General features: G+C 67.9%; 13 protein-coding genes. 6 read left to right on the top strand and 7 right to left on the bottom strand.

The window, feature by feature from the left end; translation table 11 throughout:
• Positions 1 to 12: 12 nt before the first annotated feature.
• Genes QUE33_RS08900 through QUE33_RS08890 form a run of 3 tightly spaced genes read right to left on the bottom strand, consistent with a single transcriptional unit; the run spans position 13 to position 2,095 of the window.
• The gene (locus QUE33_RS08900; RefSeq protein ID WP_286299260.1) at positions 13 to 585 is read right to left on the bottom strand and encodes an arsenate reductase/protein-tyrosine-phosphatase family protein; all 573 of its coding nucleotides are present in this window, start codon (positions 583 to 585) and stop codon (positions 13 to 15) included.
• Complete coding sequence (locus QUE33_RS08895) at positions 585 to 983, bottom strand: polysaccharide biosynthesis tyrosine autokinase family protein (protein ID WP_286299258.1); 399 nt, start codon at positions 981 to 983, stop codon at positions 585 to 587. The genes QUE33_RS08900 and QUE33_RS08895 overlap by 1 nt, the downstream gene beginning before the upstream one ends.
• On the bottom strand, positions 980 to 2,095 hold the full coding sequence (locus tag QUE33_RS08890) for a YveK family protein (protein WP_286299255.1): 1,116 nt from the start codon (positions 2,093 to 2,095) through the stop codon (positions 980 to 982). The genes QUE33_RS08895 and QUE33_RS08890 overlap by 4 nt, the downstream gene beginning before the upstream one ends.
• Before the next feature lie 135 nt (positions 2,096 to 2,230).
• Here QUE33_RS08890 and QUE33_RS08885 point away from each other — a divergent pair, with 135 nt between their 5' ends.
• Genes QUE33_RS08885 through QUE33_RS08875 form a run of 3 tightly spaced genes read left to right on the top strand, consistent with a single transcriptional unit; the run spans position 2,231 to position 3,707 of the window.
• Positions 2,231 to 2,926 carry a hypothetical protein gene (locus QUE33_RS08885; RefSeq protein WP_286299253.1) on the top strand — a complete coding sequence of 232 codons (696 nt, stop codon included), beginning with the start codon at positions 2,231 to 2,233 and terminating at the stop codon, positions 2,924 to 2,926.
• Positions 2,884 to 3,093 carry a hypothetical protein gene (locus tag QUE33_RS08880; protein ID WP_286299252.1) on the top strand — a complete coding sequence of 70 codons (210 nt, stop codon included), beginning with the start codon at positions 2,884 to 2,886 and terminating at the stop codon, positions 3,091 to 3,093. The genes QUE33_RS08885 and QUE33_RS08880 overlap by 43 nt, the downstream gene beginning before the upstream one ends.
• Entirely contained in the window at positions 3,090 to 3,707 is a 618-nt protein-coding gene (locus QUE33_RS08875; protein WP_286299251.1) for a hypothetical protein, read from the top strand. Before QUE33_RS08880 ends, QUE33_RS08875 begins: the two co-directional genes overlap by 4 nt.
• On the opposite strand, the gene QUE33_RS08870 is transcribed toward QUE33_RS08875, so the two are convergent.
• The 3 genes from QUE33_RS08870 to QUE33_RS08860 are packed head-to-tail and all read right to left on the bottom strand — an operon-like array spanning position 3,683 to position 7,234.
• Entirely contained in the window at positions 3,683 to 4,660 is a 978-nt protein-coding gene (locus QUE33_RS08870; RefSeq protein ID WP_286299248.1) for a GDP-L-fucose synthase family protein, read from the bottom strand. The two genes, QUE33_RS08875 and QUE33_RS08870, sit on opposite strands and share 25 nt — an antisense overlap.
• Positions 4,657 to 5,688: a GDP-mannose 4,6-dehydratase gene (gene gmd / locus QUE33_RS08865; RefSeq protein ID WP_286299246.1), complete on the bottom strand. Its 1,032-nt coding sequence runs from the start codon at positions 5,686 to 5,688 to the stop codon at positions 4,657 to 4,659. The genes QUE33_RS08870 and gmd overlap by 4 nt, the downstream gene beginning before the upstream one ends.
• A 25-nt stretch (positions 5,689 to 5,713) precedes the next feature.
• Positions 5,714 to 7,234 carry an SGNH hydrolase domain-containing protein gene (locus QUE33_RS08860; RefSeq protein WP_286299243.1) on the bottom strand — a complete coding sequence of 507 codons (1,521 nt, stop codon included), beginning with the start codon at positions 7,232 to 7,234 and terminating at the stop codon, positions 5,714 to 5,716.
• A 262-nt stretch (positions 7,235 to 7,496) separates the two neighbouring features.
• Here QUE33_RS08860 and QUE33_RS08855 point away from each other — a divergent pair, with 262 nt between their 5' ends.
• On the top strand, positions 7,497 to 8,762 hold the full coding sequence (locus QUE33_RS08855; RefSeq protein ID WP_286299241.1) for a lipopolysaccharide biosynthesis protein: 1,266 nt from the start codon (positions 7,497 to 7,499) through the stop codon (positions 8,760 to 8,762).
• Between the two features lie 255 nt (positions 8,763 to 9,017).
• A complete protein-coding gene (locus QUE33_RS08850) occupies positions 9,018 to 9,449 on the top strand; it encodes an acyltransferase (protein ID WP_286299240.1) in 432 nt (143 codons plus the stop codon).
• Between the two features lie 6 nt (positions 9,450 to 9,455).
• Here QUE33_RS08850 and QUE33_RS08845 read toward each other — a convergent pair whose 3' ends face one another.
• Complete coding sequence (locus tag QUE33_RS08845) at positions 9,456 to 10,160, bottom strand: CDP-alcohol phosphatidyltransferase family protein (protein ID WP_286299238.1); 705 nt, start codon at positions 10,158 to 10,160, stop codon at positions 9,456 to 9,458.
• 199 nt (positions 10,161 to 10,359) lie between these two features.
• On the opposite strand from QUE33_RS08845, the gene QUE33_RS08840 reads away from it, so the two are divergent.
• On the top strand, positions 10,360 to 18,471 hold the full coding sequence (locus tag QUE33_RS08840) for a CBM96 family carbohydrate-binding protein (RefSeq protein ID WP_286299234.1): 8,112 nt from the start codon (positions 10,360 to 10,362) through the stop codon (positions 18,469 to 18,471).
• Positions 18,472 to 18,478: the final 7 nt, after the last annotated feature.

Below are 18,478 nucleotides of genomic sequence, written 5' to 3'. Positions count from 1 at the left end.
GGTCACCGGAGGTCAGCTTCCGGCGACCAGCCCTGCGGCGATCGGGATGAGAAGCTCGTCGATGCGGTCGGCGACGCGTCGGTAGGTGCGCTGTGAGCGTCGCCACGGATCGTCCAGATCGTCATCCGAGGCACCCCCGCCGCTTCTGCCGCGTGCGGTGAGGGCGCGGTGGACGAGGTCGGGCACGGATGCCGGAACCGCCGCGTTCTCGGGAGACGAGCGGAGCAGACGAGCCAGCTGCGCGAGCGTGAACGTGCGCTCCGCGGCGTCGTGACGGCGTCCCACGACCAGACGGCGGTGCTCACGGGTGGCCGTCACCACCAGTGACGCGTTGTCGATCGTCTCCGATCGCAGAGTGGATGCCCGGAAGCCGGAGGCATCGATGCCGCGGTCGTGCAGACGTCGCGCCAGCGGCGTCGCCATGGCGTGCCCTTCGACGGCATGCGTGCCCGCCGAGACGATCGATACGTCGGTTCGACGCTGGTCGGTGAGCATGGCATGCAGGCTGTGCTGCATGTACGGCGACCGGCAGATGTTCCCGGTGCAGACGAACAGGATCGTCGCCATGCGGTCCGGCGCTGTCACTAGGCGGGGTTCTCGTTGATGCGTGCGGTGCGCGCGGTCGGGCTCGGCAGCCGACGCTGCGGGCGTCGCAGGTCGCGTTCCGACGCGGTGGAATCCTGATCGGCGCTGCTCTTCGAGCCCGGATCATGGCTCGGCCCATCGACGGTGGAGTCGTCTCCAGTCGTTGTCGGCGTCGAAACATAGCTGTAGTCGTACCGGTCGGTACGCGGCACCGAGGCGAAGTTGACGACGACTCCCTCGATCTGGACGCCGATGGTGGAGAGCCTGTTCACCGCACGGCGCAGTTCGCGCACGCGCACGCGACGTGAGCCGACGACCAGGACGGCACCGCCCAGCAGCCCGCTCAGCGCGGCGGCATCCGAAACGGCCGTCAGGGGCGGGCTATCGATGATCATCACGTCGAAGAGCGACCGCATCCGCTCGAAGACCTCCGCACCCCGCTCGGACTCGATGAGCTCGCTGGGATTGGGGGAGTGTCTCCCGCCAAAAGCACCTGCAGGCCGTCGCGCCCCCAGCTCTGAAACGCGTCTTCGAGCGGGACGACGCCGGTGAGCACACCGGCCAGGCCCGGTCCCGGTGTCATGTCCAGCACCTCGGCCAGTCGCGGGCGACGCAGATCGGCCTCGATCAGACCGACACGCAGGCCGGCGGCCGCGAGCGCGGCCGCCATGTTCGCCGTGGTCGTGCTCTTGCCCTCACCGGGGATCGACGACGACACCACGAACACCTTGTGCGGGGTGTCGGGCTGAAGATAGCGCAGGTTGGTGCGCAGCTGACGGTACTCCTCGGCGCGACGCGACCACGTGCCATCGCCGACGGGAACCGGCTGATCGCGCACCGACTTGTCGAACGCGATCGTGCCGATCACCGCCGCGCCGGTGATCGCCCTGGCCTGTTCGACCGAGTGCACCCGGGTTCCCACCGCAGCGCGGATGGCGACGACGATAGCACCGAGTACGAGGCCGGCGAGCAGGCCGAGCACGAGAAGCAGCGGCACATTCGGAGACGACGGAGTCGCGGGAGGGTTGGCGCTCTCGATGATCTGCATCCGCACCGTCGACTCGCCAACGACCTCAGGCGTGAGCATCGGCACCACTGCCGTGAGCTCGTCGGCGACGGAATTCGCGATGTCGGCCGCCGTCTGCGCGGATCGATCCGTTCCGGAGATCGTGATCATCGTCGAGTTCAACGGCACGACGGTGCTGACTCTGCGGCGCAGTTCGGGAACCGTGGTGTCGAGCCCGAGATCGTCGATCACCGGCTGCAGGACGATCTCACGGGTCGCCACCGCGCTGAAGTTGCGCGCCTGCTGCTGCGAGTAGTTCGTCGCTGCGGCGACGTCACTGGTGCTGCTTCCGCCCGAGACCTGCACGAAGACGTCGGCGTGGGCGGTGTATTCGCGGGGTGTCGTGATGGCCAGCGCAGCGCCGAAGATGATTCCCAGTTGCGCACAGATGAGAATCGCCGCCCAGTGATAGCGAATCAGCTTCCCCAGATTGTTGGACTCCATGACCCTCCCTCTGATCGTGGAAGAGGTGCGCATTGTCCGGCTTGTGTGCCCCGCCCCGCATATCATGATAGTCGCAGCGGCCGGGAGTCCTCCCGTGAATACGCCGTTCGATCGGATTCACAGATGAGCCATTCCATGACGAGCAGTCCCGGACGCCTGCCGGTGGAGCACGGCTCCGAGAAGGGATCCTTCCGCAGCGATCTGCGCCCCGAGGTGCGCTGGGTGCTGCTCGTCGCGTCGATCGCCGCCCTCGCCGTGGCGCTTCCCGCCGCACTGCTGGTGTACGTTCCGGCATCCCCGCGCAGCGACGCCTGGATCGTCACGCTGCTCATCATGGTGTGGGCGGGCGTGCGCGTGTCACTGCTCTGGGTCAGCGGCATCCCGCGGCTGTTCGACTATTTCCTGTGGGTCTTCACCTACATCTTCATGGGAATCGCCCCGACCGCGCAGATCCGATCCGGTCTGACCTCGACGACCACGCCCGGCGTCGATTCCGGTATGGATCTGCCTGCGGCATCCGTGGTCGCTCTGGGCCTGGTCTGCTACGAGGCGGGCCGGCTGGCGTGGATGATCCTGGAGGTGCGGGCAGGTCAGAAGGCTGCGCGCCGGGTTCGGCCGGTGCATCCCACCCGCACCCTGGTGCTCGCCATCGCCGGCGTGCTGATCGGCGGGTACTTCGTCTCGCGTATCGGACTGGCCGGGTCGCTCGGCAGCCGTGAGGAGCCCTGGCGGCGAGATCGGCTGCCTGGCCCGACCCGGCGATGCGCGCGATGTTCTACGCAGGAGCGGTGTACCCGCTGCTCGTCGCGGTCGGTGGGCTGGCGCAGCTGAGTCGCACGGCGCGCGACGTGGCGAATCGGCGCTGGGCGCTGGGCGGCATGATCGCCACAGCCCTCGTGCTGGTGATGATCGTCAACCCGGTGGCGAGTGCGCGATACACCTTCGGCACGGTGGCGTTCGCGCTCGCGGTGTTCGGGGAGCGGTGGCGACGCGGATGAGGGCGAGGCTGACGATGCTGGCCGGGATCGTCGGCTTCCTCGCCATCTTTCCGATCGCCGACGCGTTCCGCACGGAGGGGAGCACGGCTACCCGCGCCGGGTTCTTCGAGGAGTACCTGTCCAACCCCGATTACGATGCGTTCTGGCAGATCGCCAACTCGCTGTCGTACTGGATCGACGGGTTGGTCGTGCCGTTCCGGCAGGCGCTGGGAAGCCTGCTGTTCTTCGTGCCGCGAGCTATCTGGGCCGACAAGCCGACCGACACCGGCATCCTGCTCGCCGACTACCGCGGCTACTCCTTCGACAATCTCTCGGCGCCGATGTGGGCGGAGGCACTGGTCAACGGCGGGCTGATCGCCGTCGTGATCGTCTTCATCGCGCTCGGCGTCGGTCTGCGAGCAATGGACACTCGCACGATCCCGGCATTCGCCACGGGCGGCACCTGGGCGATCGTCGGTGCGATCCTTCCGGTGTATATGACCATCCTGCTGCGCGGGTCGCTGCTGCAGGCCACCGGGGCGCTCATGATCACGATCTTCTCGGTGATCCTGATCACCGGCCGCAACACGGATGACGTCGGGCCGCCCGACTACTCCCGCAGCTCGTCCCTGTGATCGCGATACCAGGCGACCGTGCGTTCGAGACCCTCGTCGAGGCCGATGCTGGAGGTCCATCCGGTGCTGGTCAGCAGTGAGACGTCGAGCAGCTTCTGCGGGGTGCCATCCGGCTTCGTGGTGTCCCACGCCGTCTCGCCGGTGAACCCGGTGATGGCGGCGATCTTCTCGGCGATCTCCCGGATGGTGGCGTCCGTGCCGGTGCCGACGTTCACCTGGGCGGCGCCGTCGTAGTTCTCGAGCAGGTGCAGCACGGCATCCGCCATGTCATCGGAATGCAGGAACTCCCGTCGCGGCGTTCCGCTGCCCCAGTTCGTGACGGACGCGGCTCCGGATGCCGCAGCATCGTCGTAGCGGCGGATCAGCGCGGGCAGCACGTGCGAACCGGTGCGCGAGAAGTTGTCGTTGGGGCCGTAGAGGTTCGTCGGCATCGCCGAGATCCACGGCAGGCCGTACTGCCTGCGCACCGCCTGCACGTGCAGGATTCCGGCGATCTTGGCAATCGCGTAGGCATCGTTGGTCGGCTCCAGGTGCCCGGTCAGCAGCGCGTCCTCGCGGATGGGCTGGGGTGCCAGCTTCGGGTAGATGCACGACGAGCCGAGGAAGACGACGCGCTCCACATCGTTGGCCAGAGCCGCGTCGAGCACATTGGTCTGGATGCGCAGATTCTCGCTGAGGAAGTCGACCGGGTAGGTGCTGTTGGCGAGGATGCCGCCCACCTTCGCCGCCGCGAGCACCAGATACCGGGGTCGCGTTCGGCCGAGTTGCTCGAATACCGCTTCACGATCCTTCAGATCCAGCTCGGCCGAGGTGGCTCCGAAGACGCGGCTGAACCCGTCGGCCTCCAATCGACGCATGATCGCAGAGCCGACCAGCCCCCGGTGGCCGGCGACGTAGAACGGTGCGTCGCGGTCCAGCGGGCCGGGCGTGTAGGAGACCTCGTCGCCGCTCATACCAGCTCCCAGGAGGGCACCGCCACGCTGTCGATCCATGGGCGCCCCTCGCAGGCCAGCGCTTCGACATCGGCGTCCACCATGATCCTTGCCAGGGCGGCTCCGTCGACGGTCGGCGTCCAGCCCAACCGCTCCCGCGCCTTCGACGAATCGCCGATGAGAGCATCCACCTCAGTGGGTCGCAGATAGCGTTCGTCGAACTTGACGTACTTCTGCCAGTCGAGTCCTACGTGACCGAAGGATGCTTCCAGGAAGTCCTTGATGCTGTACCCGACGCCGGTGGCGAGCACGTAGTCGGTCGGCTCGTCGACCTGAAGCATGCGCCACATGCCCTCCACGTACTCCGGGGCATAGCCCCAGTCGCGGATCGATTCCAGGTTGCCCAGGTACAGGTCGTTCTGCAGGCCGGCCTGGATGCGTGCAACCGCCCGGGTGATCTTACGTGTGACGAACGTCTCGCCGCGGCGGGGCGACTCGTGGTTGAACAGGATGCCGTTCACGGCGAACAGGTCGTACGCCTCGCGGTAGTTCTTGGTGATCCAGTAGCTGTACAGCTTCGCGGCCGCGTACGGCGACCGCGGGTAGAACGGCGTGTTCTCGTTCTGCGGCGGGGGAGTGGCTCCGAACAGCTCCGAGGAGGATGCCTGGTAGAAACGCGTCTTGATGCCGGAGAGCCGCACGGCCTCGAGCAGACGGATCGTGCCGGTGCCGGTGGTGTCGGCAGTGTGCTCGGGCTCGTCGAACGACACCCGCACATGTGACTGCGCAGCCAGGTTGTAGACCTCGTCGGGGTCGATCTGCGCGAGCAGCGTGACCAGTCGGGTGCCGTCGCTCAGGTCGCCGTAGTGCAGGAAGAGCCGGGCATCCTCATCGTGCGGATCGACGTAGAGGTGGTCGATGCGGGCGGTGTTGAACGTCGAGGCCCGTCGGATGATCCCGTGCACCTCGTAGCCCTTCGAGAGCAGCAGCTCGGCCAGATATGAGCCGTCCTGGCCGGTGATGCCGGTGATGAGAGCGCGCTTCGTCACTGTGTCTCCTTTGTCTTTTCGAACTCTATTGCTGTGCGGTCGCCTGCACCAGAAGCGGCGCCAACGCGCGGGCGGCGGCGTCGGTCAGGTGGGTGCCATCGGCGAAGGTGATGACGCCGTCTACGAAGGCCGGGCAGCTTCGCGCAGCACACAGCCAGCGATCCGATCGCACGAAGTCGGCAGTCTTGAACGGCGAGGCGGCATCCGTGAGGATCCGGGTCCAGTCCGAGTACTCCCGGGGTGCTGTGCGCACGCAGTCCGACGGCGTGCTGGTGGCCGTCCGGCATTCTGTGAGCGCATATCCCGGCGGAGGGGCGGCGAGCACGATGACCTCGGCGTCCAGCGCGGTGAGCTGACTGAGCAGCCCGGTCAGTGCTGTCTTGTACTCGCGCAGGGCCGACACGGTGTCGTCGGCGGTCATCCTCATCGGTGTGTTCCAGGTATCGACGACGACCACGGTCTGCGGCTTGTGCTCGGTCAGCCATTCGGAGACCCACCTGCGATGCGCGTCGCATTCCGCATACCGCGACAGCCCGGATGCAGTGCGCGTCTGCACTTGCACCGCAGCCGCTGGACAGCGCTGCAGCGTCAGCGACTGGATCCGCCGGTCGGGGAATGCCGTGCGCAGCGTGGGCATGTAGCCGATGGCCTGCTCGTCGCCGAGCAGCGCGATCGTCTCGTCGGCATCCGCGTCGCCGTATGCGCACGCATCGACGTTGGCGTCGCTCACATCGAGACAGTGATCCTTGACCCACTCCGGCACGAGTGCGCCATCGCCGAGCTGGTCGGCCGCCGGGGTGAGCTCAGGCCAGCTCGTGGCACGTAATGCCGTGCGCACCTGCTCTTCGCGGATGGTGAGGACGGTGGCCGTCTCTGGAGTGGTGACGGGGACGGGGCGGCCGGTGGCCTTCGCCAGCATCGGGGTCAGCAGCGCCGACAGCTTCGCGTAGCCGGCGCTGTTCGGGTGCACGCCGTCGGCCGATATCAGGTCGGAGTGCCCGACGAAGGGCTGTCCGGTGTCGACGTAGGTGATGCCGGCGCTCTCAGCGGCCTTCTGCACGGCTGTAATCTTCGCCTCGACCACCTCGTTCATCGGGTCGTCGTCGGTCCAGGGTGAGAGCGCGATGATGCGGGTGTCCGGATACTCCGCCCGCAGCGCGGTGAACAGCTTCCGTGCGCCCTCGGCGATGACGCTGCTGCGGTCGTTGCGTCCACCCGCGATGACGATGATGTCGGGAACTCCCACGATCGACTTCGACTGCTCCAGATAGGTGCCGCAGTGCTCCTTGCCACATCCCTTCATTCCTGCCTCGGTGGCGTAGCCGGTTCCACCGGCGGCGAGGTTGACGGCATCCCAGCCAAGCTGGGCCGAGACGGTCGTCGGCCAGTCGGGGCCGTCGCTGCCGACTCCCACCGTGTACGAGTCGCCGAGGAACACCGCCACAGGCCTGTGCACGGGAGCATCGGATGCCCGGGACGACAGCGCCCACGCAGCCATCCCCAGGCTCACGCATGAGATCACGGCCACCGCGATGATCTTCGCCACCGGTCCGCGCCGCCTGCCGGCGCGCGTGCTCGAGCGCCTGCGCGCGCGCGGCATGCTCGAACGCACAGCCATTCTGCGCATGGCATCTCCATCCCCAGCCCCACACGACGCCTCAGCATTCCCACAATGACGGCGTACGTGTCTCACCTGTGATCTTAGGCGAATCGGTGCGCGGCGCAAGAGATACACGTGCTCTGTCCCCAGCGGCACGAAGCGGATACGGTGTAGTGCAAGCCGAATGGGGCGGCGAAAGGGGACTGCGGTGACTGGCACGCCTGTGCGCTCAGCTCGCGCTGCAGTGCTGCGCGGAGGCAGTCGCCTGGTCGGCTTCGGATTGTCGGTGGCGCTGCTGGCCGCGTCGTCGCTGGTGCTCATCCCCGCGATGGTCGCGGCCGGCGGCGACCGCGCGTGGGGCTCCATCGCCGTCGGGCAGAGCATCGGCGGTGTCGCCGCAGTGCTCATCTACTTCGGATGGGGACACACCGGACCCGCCACGATCGCCCGCGCCGATCCGCTGAGCGCCCAGGTCGAATTCGCGGAATCGCTGCGCACCCGGATGGTGCTCTTCGTGCCGATCGCGGCCGTGGGCTGCGTGATCGCGGCGCTGGTTGCGCCATCGCATCCGGTGCTCGCGGTCGCCGGCTGCCTGTCTGCCGCGGCCGTCGGCTTCACCTCCGACTGGTTCTTCGTCGGCAGTCGTCGGCCGTACGCCTACCTCGCGTTGGAGACCCTGCCGCGAGTGGCCGGCACCGGGATCGGAATCGTGCTGCTGTTCAACGGCGCTCCCGTGATCACCGGGCCGCTGTGCCTGCTCGCAGGCATGCTGCTCGCCTTCGCCGTGACGTCGTGGTGGGTGCTGCGACGGCGCCTGCCCGGCGCACCGGAGCGCCGATCGCTGCGCCAGGTGATCTCCGCGCAGCGTAACGGAGTCGGATCGGGGGCGGGAACGGCGGCGTACTCCGCGCTGCCTCTTGTGCTGGTCTCGCTGGTCGCACCGGGGATCCAGCCGGCCTACGCCCTGGTCGACAAACTGCAGCGCCAGATCAGCGTCGCGCTGGGACCTGTGGTCGCGGTGGTGCAGGGCTATGTGCCGCGCCGTGATCGCCTGGTGACGGTGCGCCGGGCTCGGCAGGCGCTGCTGGCGGGCGCCGGGTTCAGCCTGGTGCTCGCCGCAGCGGTGCTGATCGTCGCACCGTGGCTGTTCTCCTGGCTGGGCGCCGGTCAGGTGCAGCCTGAGTTCGCCGTGGTCGTGTTGATGTCGGCGTTCATCGGAGTGAACGTGTGGGAGTCGATTCTCGCCCGTGCTGTGCTGGCCTCGCTGGACCGGCTGGATGTCGTGGCGAGAGGCACCGTGCTCAGTGCGGTGATCGGATTGCCGCTGGTGGTCGGCGGGGCACTGCTGTTCGGCCTGGTCGGCGCTTTCGCCGGAGTGCTGACGGGGCTGGCCGCTCGCGCTGCGTATGAACTGGTGATCGCCGTGGTCGTGATGCGCGGCGTTCTGCATCCACCGGAAGGAAAGGGGTCATGATGAGGGATCTGATGCTGCTGGTGCTGTGGCTGCTGCCGGCGTGCCGGGTGAAGAACAGGCTGCTGTCGATGCTCGGGCATCGCGTCGCGCCCAGCGCCATCGCGAGGTCGAACCTGGTCTGGAAGGTGAGAACGATCCAATTGGCTCCGCGCTCGCGGATCGGCAGATGGAATCTGCTCAAGGGGATGAAGGAGGTTCGGCTGGCCGAGCGCGCGACCATCGGGAAGAACAACATCATCACTGCGCATGCGGCCTATGCGCGGTTGCAAGGGGGCGCGTCTGGTGCTCGGCGAGCACTCCTACGTGACCAGCCGGCACGGGATCGACTGCTCCGGGTCGCTCCTGGTCGGCGCCTACTCCGCGCTCGCGGGGTTCGGGTCGCAGGTGCTGACTCACAGCATCGATCTGTCCAGGAACGCCCAGTCCGCATATCCGGTCGTGATCGGCGAGCGCTCTTTCGTCGGCGCGAGGTGCCTTCTGCTCGGAGGCGGTGAGCTGCCCGCACGATCGGTGCTGGCTGCCGGATCCGTTCTGACAGCTGCCGAGCGCAGCGAGCAGGGGCTCTGGGCCGGTGTCCCCGCTCGATTCAAGACGGCGATGTCGGGTCGATGGTTCGACCGCACCATCGGTTCGACCACGGATGTCTACCTTCCCGAACTCGACGAGACGATCGAGGCCGCGATCTGAACGGCCTCAGCCCTGTGCGCTCGACAGTGCACGGAACCATTTGATGCTCAGCGCTGCGGCGATGACCGTCGTCGCGGCGAACAGCAGCGCGTAGGCGATGAGGAAGACCGGCTGCCAGCCCCACAGTACGAAGGCGAGCGCCAGGATGCCGTAGTCCGCCGGCAGCAGCGCCACGGCACGCAGCGTGGACGGCGTGGCAGCGGCCGCAGGAGCCCGATCGCCGCGGTGCAGCAGCGAGAACAGCGTCAGGGCGGCGAAGAACACCACCGAGACGAACTGGTAGGCCAGTGCAACGGCGAACCAGCCGGGTTCTGCACCGTCCCGCCACAGCGCGATGAGCACGGCGGCGTGGACGGCCACCATCTTGCCCGCATCCACCACATGGTCGAGCCATTCACCGGCCGGTGAGCTGGTGCCGGTCAGGCGCGCCACCTGCCCATCGGCCGAGTCGAGGGCGAATCCGAGCACCAGGAGCGCGGCGACGGCGACACCGCTGATCGCCGTGATCGGCGAGATGATCAGCACCACGAGTGCGGCGGCGGTCACAGCCGACGAGACCAGGGTCACCGCGTTCGGTCCGATCCCGATGCTCGCAGCGCCGGCGGCGAGCACCCGGCCCAGTGGACGGTTCAGCCAGCGCGAGTACAGCGATACGCCCTTGCTGGATTTCTGCGCCCGGCGCAGCGACCGCAGCGCCTCGATGAATGTCATGTGGCTTCTCCCGCTATTCGTGCTGATCGTGGTGAGACGCGTGATGGTCCCGGTGATGCGCCGGTGGATCTCGCACCGACACTGGCGCCGGAGAGAGTTGTTGGTGTATGTTGCGTGAGAGTCTAACGACTTGGTGCTTGTGGGAGAGCATCTCTCCGCGGCAACGCGGACCACACTGGGGATCGCTGTCAAAGGCGACTTGGCATTCTGGGGAATCGTGCGCGCACGTATATTGACGTCCGCTCTTGCGGTCGCAGCAGTTGTTTCCGCCCTGCTCGTCGTGCAGGCACCGCCGCCCGCTGCCGCGCTGTCGCCAGGCATCGACTTCAGCGCCGACGATCTGCCGACCTGGCAGACGAACGGCACGGTCTGGGGGATCGATGCCGCCCAGGGCAAGGTCGTCGCCGGCGGCACCTTCTCGCAGGTGCGCCCACCGACGGGCCAGCCAGGCACACCGCGATCGCAGAACGCGCTGATCATCCTGGACGGCGAGACCGGTGCGCCCGATCAGTGCCAGTTCAGCATGAGCCTGTCGGGCGGCACCCCGACGGTGCGCGCCGTGCAGGCGAGTCCGGACGGCTCGGTCGTGTACATCGGCGGGAACTTCTCCAATGTCGGCGGTGTGAACGTGGCACGCATCGCGGCGCTGAACATCGTCGACTGCACCGTGCTGCCGTTCCGTGCACCGTTGCCCAGCTCCACGGTGACAGCGCTCGCGATCCACGGCGACACGCTCTACGCCGGAGGTCTGTTCAACACCGTCGGCTCGGCTCAGCGGCGCGCGTTCGCGGCCTTCAACGCCACGACCGGAGCACTGTTGGACTGGCGTGCGGATGCTGTACGCACCCGCACGAACCTGCCCCCGGAGGTCGCGCAGGCGCGGGCCGTGCAGGTGTCGCCCGACGGGACCAAGGTGGTCGTCGGGGGCGACCTGTTCGAGATCAACGGCGTCTACTCGCATTCGATCGCGATGGTCACCGCTGCCACAGGCCCGAACGGCGCCGGCGGAGATGTGCTGCGCACCTATCCATCGGGATTCTTCCCGGACACCTCGGTCACGAAGACGATCGTCGACGGCGGTGACGGGCGCTTCTACATCGGCAACGAGGGCACCGGCGGCGGCGTCTTCGACGGCAAGGCGGCGTTCAGCTGGGACACCGGAGACCAGATCTGGCGCGACACCTGCCTGGGTGCCGTGCAGGACCTGCTCGTACGCAACGGGACCATCTACTCCGCCAGCCACCACCACGACTGCGCCGGCATCAACGCGTTCCCCGACGGCATCCGTCGCTACTTCAACGCTCAGAACGCCGACACCATGGAGTTCCTCGGCTGGTTGCCGCTCGGCAACGACGGCATCGGCGAGGGCATCGGCCCGCGCGGACTGACCGTTGTCACCGGGAAGACGACTGGCAAGGACTACCTCTGGTCGGGTGGCGAGTTCACGCGCATCAACGGTCACGACCAGCAGGGCCTCACCCGCTTCGGCCCCGACGACGTCGGTGCTCCGCCGATCCCGATCGTCAGTGCCGAGGCCACCAGCGACGGCACGATCCAGGTGCACTTCCGCACTGTGGTCGACTCCGATGACGACACCCTCACCTACAGCGTCTACCGCTCTGGCACGTCGGGCCCGATCTGGCAGGGGACAGCGAGGTCGCTGTGGTGGGAGCGCCCTCAGGTGACGTTCGTGGACTCGAACGTGACCCCCGGCACGAACTACACATACCGGGTCACGGCATCCGATGGAACCAACACCTCGGGACAGTCGGCACCCAGCTCGGCGGTCGCCATCGCGGCGACAGCCGACTACGGCAGCGCTGTCCGCGCGCTGCACCCGAACTCGGCGTGGACGGGCGCAGCCGTGGGCTCGTGGGTCGTGGACTCGGCATCCGACACGTCCAGGCCGGACGGATTCAACGGCCTGCTCATGGACGGAGCCGCGCAGACGACTGCGGACAGTGCCGTTCCGAACAACACGACCGCGTTCAGCTTCGACGGCAGCAACGACTACATCCGCAGCGATCAGCTGCGCCCCGGGCCGACGAATTACACCGTGTCGGCGTGGATCAAGACCACCACGAACCGTGGCGGCAAGATCATCGGCTTCGGCAACGGACAGCCCAACACCGGCACGAACGCCTCGCGGCTGAGCGGCAGCTACGACCGGCACCTGTACATGGCCAACAACGGCCGGGTGCTGTTCGGTGTCTACACCGGATCGACAGTGACGATCACCTCGCCCACAGCCCTCAACGACGGGCAGTGGCACTATGTCGTCGGCACGCAGGGGCCCAGTGGCATGCGCCTGTATGTGGACGGTGTCTCGGTCGCGTCGAACGGCGTGACCGCTGCACAGGACTACTGGGGCGTGTGGCGGGTCGGCGGCGACCAGCTCAACTCCTGGCCCAGCCGACCGTCCAGCAACTTCTTCTCGGGGCTCATCGATGAGATCGCGGTGTACCCCACCGCTCTCGGAAGCTTCGACGTGGCACGGCTTTACCAGGCATCCGGACGGTCGCTGGGAACGAACACCGCTCCGACCGACCAGTACGGTGCGGCCGTGTTCAACGCCGACCCCGATCTGTACTGGCGTTTCGATGACACCAGCGGGCCCGCTGTGGACTCGTCGCTGTTCGCGATGCGACCCGGCACATACAGCAACGGCACTGAGCGCGGTGTGACGGGGGTTCTGCCGGGCAACACGGCTGTGACCACTTCGGGAACCTCGAACGGCACTGTCGCGACCTCGCAGAGCATGTCGCCCAGTGCGGTCTTCACCGCAGAGGCATGGTTCAAGACCACCACGAATGCCGGCGGGAAGATCTTCGGCTTCGAGAACACCCGAACCGGCAACGGCACCTCCTACGACAAGCACCTGTACATGGCCGATGACGGCCGCCTGGTGTGGAGCTCGTACATCGGCCACGCCGAGGTCATCACATCGGCCGACGCGTACAACGACGGTGTCTGGCACCATGTCGCCGCCGTGATCGACAGCACAGGGCGCGCGCTCTTCGTCGACGGCGAACAGGTTGCTCAGAACGACGTGACGGGTGCGGAGTCCGGCGACGGGTACTGGCGCGTGGGCGGAGGCAACCTCTCCTCGTGGCCCGACCGGCCCTCCAGCGACTACTTCGCGGGGACGATCGATGAGTTCGCCGTGTATTCGCAGTCGCTGCCGGCGGCCACCGTTGCGGCGCACTACGCTCTGGGCATCGCGAACGCCGCAGCGCCCGGCGTACCGGCGCAGGTCGAGGCCGCTCCGGCAGGCCACGGTGTGCAGTTGAGCTGGTCCACGGCAGAGAGCGGCTTCGGCGTGCAGGAGTACCGCGTGTACCGCAGCTCCGAGCCCGACTTCGCCGTCTCGGAGGAGACGCTGGTCGGCACCACGCAGGAGACGGCATTCACCGATGCCTCCGTGACGCCTGGCGAGACGTACTATCGCGTCGTCGCGGTCGGCCCCGGTGAGAAGGCCGGCGAACCGTCCGATGCCATCGGCGTCAATGTGCCTGATACGACTGCGCCGAGCGTGCCCGACGGGCTGGTCGCCGTGGTCGACGGCTCCGCGGTCGGCCTCACCTGGACGGCGTCGACGGATGACGTCGGCGTGACCTCTTACGAGGTGCATCGCGGCGATTCCGCTGACTTCACACCGTCGGCCGCGACCATGATCGCATCGGTGAACGACGCATCGTTCACCGACGTCGACCGGCCGGCCTCGACCGTCTACTACCGGATCGTCGCTGTGGACGTGGCCGGGAATATGAGTGACCCGTCGCAGTCCGTCGAGGCGGTCGTGCCCGACGTGACCGCTCCGACGACGCCGAGTGACGTCAGCGCGGTGACCGGCGGCGACCCGGAGATCACGGTCACCTGGACGGCGTCCGACGATGACCTCGGTGTGACCGGCTACGACGTGTATCGCGGCATCGCTGCGGACTTCACCGTCGACGAGACCGCGAAGATCGCGCGGGTCACGACGACCTCGTACACCGATTCGGACGTGACGCCCGGCACCTGGTACTACCGGATCGTCGCCGTGGACGAGGCAGGCAACGGCAGCCCGGCTTCTGAGGTGGCCTCGGCCACCGTCGCCGATGTGACCGCGCCCACGGTGCCCACGGACCTGGCGGGCACCACGTCCGGCAATGACGTGTCGCTGAGCTGGACGGCTGCGAGCGACGACGTCGCGGTGGAGCACTACGAGATCCACCGCGGCGCGAGCGCTGATTTCGAAGCGTCGGCGGCGACGAGGATCGGCGAGAGCACATCGACGTCGTACACGGATGCCGATCAGCCGGCGGGCGAGGTGTTCTACCGCGTCGTCGCCGTGGACCCGACCGGCAACGCCTCGGCAGCCTCGGATGCCGCGCAGGTGACGGTGCCGGATGTCACCGCACCCAGCACACCGACGGTGATGGCGGTTCTCGACGACGGTGCGGCGAGCCTGTCGTGGAGCGATTCCACGGATGATGTGGGCGTCACCGGCTACCAGGTGCACCGTGCCCAGACGGCGGACTTCACCGTCTCGGCGGCGACGAAGATCGCGGACGTGACCGGAACGACGTACGTCGACGATACGGTGACGGCGGGAGCGTGGTTCTACCGTGTGGTCGCCGTCGACGCGGCCGGGAACACCTCGCCTGCATCCGACCAAGCCCAGGTGGTCGTGCCAGACACGACGGCGCCCTCGGCTCCGGCGGATCTGGCGGCTTCGGCTGCCGGGCAGAACGTGCAGCTGAGCTGGTCGCCGTCGTCGGACGACGTCGCCGTGACCGGCTACGAGGTGCACCGCAGCGCGACAGCCGGCTTCACGCCGTCGGAGGCGACCCTGATCGGCACCTCGAGCGAGGCGGGCTACGCCGACATGGAGGTGGAGCCGGGGGAGTGGCACTACCTGGTCGTCGCGCTTGATGCCGCGGGTAATGCCAGCGGGGCGTCGAATGAGGCATCCGTCGAGGTGCTCGACATCGATGACACGGCGCCGTCGACCCCGAATGGCCTGGTGGCAGCTGTCGACGGATCCGATGTCTCGCTCACCTGGTCCGTCTCGACGGACGATGTCGGCGTCACCGGATACCAGGTGCATCGCGGGTCCACAGCCGACTTCACGCCGACGGCGAGTTCGCTGTTGGCGACGGTGACCGACCCTGCGTACGTCGATAGCGGGCGTACGGCCGGCACGTGGTATTACCGTGTGGCAGCCATCGACGCGGCCGGCAATGTCAGCGCGCCATCGGACTCCGCAGAAGCGGTGGTGGCGGATGCTTCCGGGCCGACCGCCCCGACGGATGTGGCCGCCGATCTGAACGGGTCGATCGCGACCGTGACGTGGACGGAGTCCACCGATGATGTCGGTGTGGCCGGATACCGTCTGTACCGCGGTGCGGTGGCCGATTTCGAGGTCTCGGCTGAGTTGCTGGTGACCGAGGTCACCGGACTGTCTGCGCAGGAGAGCGCACTTCCCGCGGGCACCTGGTTCTACAAGGTGGTCGCATTCGACGGAGCGGGGAACACCAGCCTTCCCTCGGATGCCGCGCAGGTGTCGGTGGCCGACACGTCGGCCCCCACACAGGTGACCGGGGTGGTGGCACAGCCGGGTCAGTCCGGGGTGACCGTCGGATGGCAGCCCGCCGACGATGACGTCGCCGTCACCGGGTACCGCGTGCACCGCGGATCGGCAGCCGACTTCACGGTCTCGTCCGCGAACCGGGTCGCCGAGGTGGCCGATGCGCCGTACGTGGATGCCGCACCGAGCGGCATCTGGTTCTACAAGGTCGTCGCCGTCGATGCCGCCGGAAACGCCGGCCCCGCCTCGGACGCCGCACAGGCGATTGTCGCGGATGTATCGGCTCCGTCGGCTCCGTCGGGTGTGAGCGCGTCGGTGTCGGGTGCCGATGTGGGCCTGTCGTGGACGGCGTCGACGGATGACGTCGGCGTTGTCGGGTACCAGGTGCATCGTGGCTCGAGTGCCGGGTTCGCGGTGTCGACGTCGTCGAAGGTCGCGGATGTGACGGGGACGTCGTTCACGGATGCTGATCGGCCGGTGGGCACCTGGTTCTACCGGGTGGTCGCGGTGGATGCCGCCGGGAACGCCAGCGGTGCCTCGGCTGAGGTCTCGGCAGCGGTCACGGGTTCGGGCGAGCCTGTGACGGTGAACGTGCCCGTGGTGGAGGATGCGATGGTGTACGGCATCATCCCGACGACCAATTTCGGTTCCGACAGTCAGTTGTCTTCGCGCGGCGGCACTGCGTCGCCGATCCAGTCGTTCCTGTCGGTGGAGCTGCCTACTGCTCCGGCCGGGACGGCGCTGACGGGCGCCGAGCTGCGGGTTCGCACCTCGACGGATCCGACCGCGACGTCGACGGACATGCATCAGATCCATCTCGTATCCGGTGCGTGGTCGGAGTCGGGCGTGACGTGGAACAACCGTCCGACCAGTGAGGGTGCGCTGCTGGGAGCGCTGGGCGCAGCCCCGGCGACCAACACGCCGTACACCGCGTCGCTGTCGGCGACTGGTCTGTCGGGTGTGCTGGGCACGACGCAGACGCTGCGGATCTCCAGCACCGGGGCCGACAACCTTCGGCTGTGGTCGTCGGAGGCGCCGAACACGACGTACCGGCCTGTGCTGGTACTCACCTTCACACCGGGCAGCGGCCCGGTGGCAGATGTGACGGCGCCGTCGGTGCCTTCCAACGCGAGCGCGTCGGCTGTGGGCGCCAGCGTGGTGGTGTCGTGGACGGCGTCGACGGATGACGTCGGTGTCGTCGGGTACCAGGTGCATCGTGGCTCGAGTGCCGGGTTCGCGGTGTCGACGTCGTCGAAGGTCGCGGATGTGACGGGGACGTCGTTCACGGATGCTGATCGGCCGGTGGGCACCTGGTTCTACCGGGTGGTCGCGGTGGATGCCGCCGGGAACGCCAGCGGTGCCTCGGCTGAGGTCTCGGCAGCGGTCACGGGTTCGGGCGAGCCGGTGACGGTGAACGTGCCCGTGGTGGAGGATGCGATGGTGTTCGGTGTTCTTCCGAGCACGAACTTCGGTTCCGACACGCAGCTGTCCTCGCGCGGCGGCTCTTCGCCGATCGAGTCGTTCCTGTCGTTCGACTTGCCCTCCGCGCCGGCCGGGACGGCGCTGACGGGCGCTGAGCTGCGAGTTCGCACCTCGACGGATCCGACGGCGACGTCGACGGACCTGCATGTCGTGCACCTGATCTCGGACGCATGGTCGGAGTCGTCGGTGACCTGGGCGAATCGCCCGACCTCGGCGGGTTCCATGCTCGGCGCACTGGGGGCGACTCCGGCGACGAACACCGCGTATTCGGCGTCGCTGTCGCCGAACGTGCTGGCCGGGGCGCTGGGCACGCATCAGACGCTGCGGTTCTCCAGCAGCGGAGCCGACAGTCTGCGCCTGTGGTCCTCCGAGGCCGCGAACGCCTCCTATCGGCCGGTGCTGGTGCTCACCTTCACCCCCGGCACCGTTCCGGTGGAAGATCAGTCGGCCCCGTCGGTGCCGACCGGTGTGAGCGCGTCGGTGTCGGGCGCGGACGTGGGCCTGTCGTGGACGGCGTCGACGGATGACGTCGGTGTCGTCGGGTACCAGGTGCACCGCGGCGCCGCAGCCGGGTTCGCGGTGTCGGCCTCGTCGAAGATCGCGGATGCGGCGTCGACTGCGTTCACGGATGCCGATCGGCCGGCGGGCACCTGGTACTACCGGGTGGTCGCGGTGGATGCCGCCGGAAACGCCAGCGGTGCCTCGGCCGAGGTCTCGGCAACCGTGGCCGGATCGGTGGAGCCGATGACGGTGACCGTGCCGGTCGCGGCGGATGCGATGGTCTACGGCATCATCCCCGGGACGAATTTCGGCACCGACACCCAGTTGTCCTCTCGTGGCGGTGGCAACGCATCGCCGATCGAGTCGTTCCTGTTGGTCGATCTGCCTTCCGCCCCGGCCGGCACGGTGCTCTCGGGGGCGGAACTGCGGGTACGCACCTCGACGGATCCGACGGCGTCGTCGGCGGACTCGCACGCGATCAACCTCGTGTCCGGCTCCTGGTCGGAGGCGAGCGTGACGTGGAACAACCGTCCGACCAGCGAAGGCGCACTGCTGGGGTCACTGGGCGCGGCGCCGAGCACGAACACGGCGTACACCGCGTCGCTGTCGGCGACTGGTCTATCGGTTGTGCTGGGCACGACGCAGACGCTGCGGATCTCCAGCGCCGGTCTGGACAACATCCGCCTGTGGTCCTCCGAGGCTCCGAACGCGACGTACCGGCCAGTGCTGGTGCTCACCTTCACCCCTGCACCGTGATGTCAGC

The organism is Microbacterium suwonense, from assembly GCF_030296555.1.
In the GTDB taxonomy this organism is placed as follows: Bacteria; Actinomycetota; Actinomycetes; order Actinomycetales; family Microbacteriaceae; genus Microbacterium; species Microbacterium suwonense.
Note: the sequence above shows the minus strand (reverse complement) of the source record. Positions and strands in the feature narration are given on the sequence as shown.

What these genes read in the sequence shown, in the direction of transcription:
- QUE33_RS08850 (WP_286299240.1), top strand. Translation starts at nt 9,018, where the DNA reads ATGCGCGGTTGCAAGGGGGCGCGTCTGGTGCTCGGCGAGCACTCCTAC.
- QUE33_RS08870 (WP_286299248.1), bottom strand. Translation starts at nt 4,660, where the DNA reads ATGAGCGGCGACGAGGTCTCCTACACGCCCGGCCCGCTGGACCGCGAC.
- QUE33_RS08875 (WP_286299251.1), top strand. Translation starts at nt 3,090, where the DNA reads ATGAGGGCGAGGCTGACGATGCTGGCCGGGATCGTCGGCTTCCTCGCC.
- QUE33_RS08885 (WP_286299253.1), top strand. Translation starts at nt 2,231, where the DNA reads ATGACGAGCAGTCCCGGACGCCTGCCGGTGGAGCACGGCTCCGAGAAG.
- QUE33_RS08845 (WP_286299238.1), bottom strand. Translation starts at nt 10,160, where the DNA reads ATGACATTCATCGAGGCGCTGCGGTCGCTGCGCCGGGCGCAGAAATCC.
- QUE33_RS08890 (WP_286299255.1), bottom strand. Translation starts at nt 2,095, where the DNA reads ATGGAGTCCAACAATCTGGGGAAGCTGATTCGCTATCACTGGGCGGCG.